The sequence below is a fragment of the Candidatus Zixiibacteriota bacterium genome (genome assembly GCA_040753495.1).
GTDB lineage: Bacteria > Zixibacteria > MSB-5A5 > GN15 > PGXB01 > DYGG01.
The window spans coordinates 1-3,163 of the sequence record JBFMEF010000053.1 but is presented as its reverse complement, the minus strand read 5'-3'; the positions used below and the strand labels follow the sequence as shown (position 1 = coordinate 3,163).

Annotated in this window: 3 protein-coding genes; all 3 read left to right on the top strand. The window is 53.7% G+C overall.

Annotated elements, in window-relative coordinates; all coding sequences use genetic code 11:
* Positions 1 to 451 (top strand): hypothetical protein (locus AB1690_03305; GenBank protein MEW6014331.1); only part of this gene is annotated, 451 nt, incomplete at its 5' end.
* Positions 452 to 807: 356 nt separating this feature from the next.
* Positions 808 to 2,481: a methylmalonyl-CoA mutase family protein gene (locus AB1690_03300; protein ID MEW6014330.1), complete on the top strand. Its 1,674-nt coding sequence runs from the start codon at positions 808 to 810 to the stop codon at positions 2,479 to 2,481.
* 312 nt (positions 2,482 to 2,793) lie between these two features.
* On the top strand, positions 2,794 to 3,163 hold a 370-nt coding region (locus AB1690_03295; protein ID MEW6014329.1), incomplete at its 3' end, for a cobalamin B12-binding domain-containing protein.

Genomic DNA, 3,163 nt, shown 5'->3' with positions numbered 1-3,163 from the left:
TAAGGCGGAGGCGCGGAGAAAGTATAGCAGGGCGGCAGGTCACGCTTCGACTGATGTCGGACCTAAGAGCGGCCGCAACTCTCAGGCAGAGAGAAATGTTCTCTCTGCCGTCATTCCCGTGAAGACGCTTGCCCGCCGTGGCGGGGGAATCCAGAAACTGGTAATCTGGTTCCATCAGGTGGGACACCAGACGGCGCTGGCGTTTTCTGGATTCCGGGTCAAGCCCGGAATGACATTGGCCGTCAGGAGAGACTCCCCCGCCAGAAGCGGGGCAAGCTTGACGGCGCTGAGAATTGCCGAAGGCGGAATAGGGACGAGGTTGTCAAAACCCCCACTCGTCCCCCGCGAGGGACAGGTGACTCGGGGGGATTTTGATCTACGGCATAGCGTCGAGGTTGTCAAAACCCCCGCTCGTCCCCCGCGAGGGACAGGTGACTCGGGGGGATTTTGACCTACGGCATAGCGTCGAGGTTGTCAAAACCCCCACTCGTCCCCCGCGAGGGACAATTGACTCGGGGGGATTTTGACCTACTCGGCTACTCGGCTCTGTCATTAGTGAAGAAAAGGGCGGCAGGTCACAATTTTACGCCGCAAGAGCCAGAGATGAATCTGCTTTGCAGATATCAGCGTAAAATCGAGACCTGCCGCAACGGTAAGTACGTGTTGGTTTGCCTCTTTGGAAGGCTGTCGAAACCCCCACTCGTCATAAATGTCAGATTGCGTTCGGCTCCATGTTCGCCCACCGGGGCTTGATTTTTCTGCGTAAAATGATTATTATCAATGCCTAAGGAAGAATGTGGAGTAATTATGTTCGATAAGAAATTCCTCGAGGGAGTGGACAATAGACGTAAGAATTGGGCGAAAGAGGCGGAAAAAAATGGCAAGCAGAAATCGAGGCCGAGATTCATTACGGTTTCCGGCGATGAAATCAAAGACCTCTACACGCCGCTTGATATCGCCCATATCGATTTTGACAAGAATATCGGATTTCCGGGGGAATACCCCTACACCCGCGGGATTCATCATACGATGTACCGCACCCGTCTCTGGACAATGCGTCAGTTTTCCGGAATGGGGACGCCACGGCAGACCAACGAGCGGTATCATTATCTTCTGAATCACGGGCAGACAGGATTGTCGGTGGCGTTTGACCTTCCGACGCTGATGGGATTCGACAGCGACCACGAGCGGTCGCTGGGGGAGGTTGGGAAATGCGGAGTGGCGGTGGATACCCTGGCGGATATGGAAATACTCTTCGATAATATCAACCTGGGGCAGGTATCGACGTCGATGACGATAAATGCGCCGGCGTCGATTTTACTGGCGAAGTACCTGGCGGTAGCGGAAAAGCAGGGGGTGCCGTTTGACAAGTTGCGGGGGACGCTTCAGAATGACATATTGAAAGAGTATATCGCGCAGAAGGAGTGGATATTTCCGCCGGAGCCATCAATTAGACTGATAACGGACATGATGGCGTTCTGCACGGAGCATGTTCCGCAGTGGAATACGATATCGATTTCGGGGTATCATATCCGGGAGGCGGGTTCGACGGCGGCGCAGGAGCTGGCGTTTACGCTGGCGGACGGGTTTGCGTATATCGAGGCGGCGATAGCGGATGGGCAGGATGTGGATAAATTTGCGACGAGGCTGTCGTTCTTTTTCAATGCGCACCAGGATTTTTTCGAAGAGATAGCGAAGTACCGGGCGGCACGGAGGATTTACGCGCGCCGGATGAAGGAAAAGTACAAAGCGAAAGAGGAGCGGAACTGGCTACTCAGATTCCATACGCAGACGGCAGGATGCTCGCTCACGGCGCAACAGCCGGAGAATAATATTGTGAGGACGGCGCTGGAGGGGCTCTCGGCGGTACTGGGCGGGACGCAGTCGCTTCATACGAATTCGATGGATGAGACATTGGCTCTTCCATCGGACAAAGCCGCCCTCATTGCATTGCGGACCCAGCAGATAATTGCGCATGAGACGGGAGTGACGAATACGATTGACCCGCTGGCGGGGTCGTATTTTGTGGAGGCGCTGACGGACAAGATGGAAGCGGACGCGGAGGCGTATCTGGCGGAAATAGAACGTCGCGGGGGAGTGCTGAAATGTATCGAGGAGGGGTATTTCCAGAGGGAGATTGCGAAGGCGGCGTATCGGTATCAGAAAGAAATCGAGAAGAAGGAGCGGATAATAGTCGGGATAAACGATTACCTGGTGGAAGATGAAGAGATAACGATTCCGATTTTGAAGATAGATGAGACGGTGGAAAAGGAGCAGAAGGCGTTTATCCACAAGGTCAAGAGTGACCGGGATAACGACAAGGTGAAGCGGACGCTGGAAGAGCTTCGGATTTGCGCCGAGGGGAATGGGAATACGCAGAAGGCGATCCTGGATTGTGTGCGGGTGTATGCGACGGAGGGGGAGATAGTGGAGACTTTGAAGCCGATTTTTGGGGAGTATGTAGAGCCGCCGATTATTTAGCGCGAGCAGGTCAAGATTGACCTACGGAGAATTAATTCCGTCAGGAGAGACTCCTGACGGCGCATTAAAAGTCGAAACCGCGAGGGTTTAGAGCCGCCGATTATTTAGGCGAGCAGGTCAAGATTGACCTACGGAGAATTAATTCCGTCAGGAGAGACTCCTGACGGCGCATTAAAGGAGAGGCTCCTGACGGCGCATTAAAAGTCGAAACCGCGAGGGTTTCGACCTACGGAGATGATGTCTATCGGAAATGATGATGTTGAAACCACAGTTTCGACCTACGGAGAATTGAATTATTGAGAAATAGAGAATATGGCGGAAAAAATTAGAGTTCTTCTGGCGAAACCGGGACTGGATGGGCATGACCGCGGTATCAAAGTTATCGCGGCGGCATTCCGTGACGCCGGTTTCGAGGTGATTTACACCGGACTGCGGCAGACACCGGAGATGATTGTCAATGCAGCGATACAGGAAGATGTCGATGCCATCGGGGTCTCGATTCTTTCCGGGGCGCATATGACGCTCTTCCCGGCGATTATGAATCTTCTTCGGGAAAAGAAAGCGGACCATATCATTCTCTTTGGCGGCGGGATAATTCCGGATGAGGATGTCGCCGCGCTGGAGAAGATGGGGGTGTCGAAACTTTTTACGCCGGGGGCGACGACCGAAGAGGCGATAAAAT

Excerpts from the sequence above, each read along its gene's own strand:
- AB1690_03300 (MEW6014330.1), top strand. The coding sequence starts at position 808 with ATGTTCGATAAGAAATTCCTCGAGGGAGTGGACAATAGACGTAAGAAT.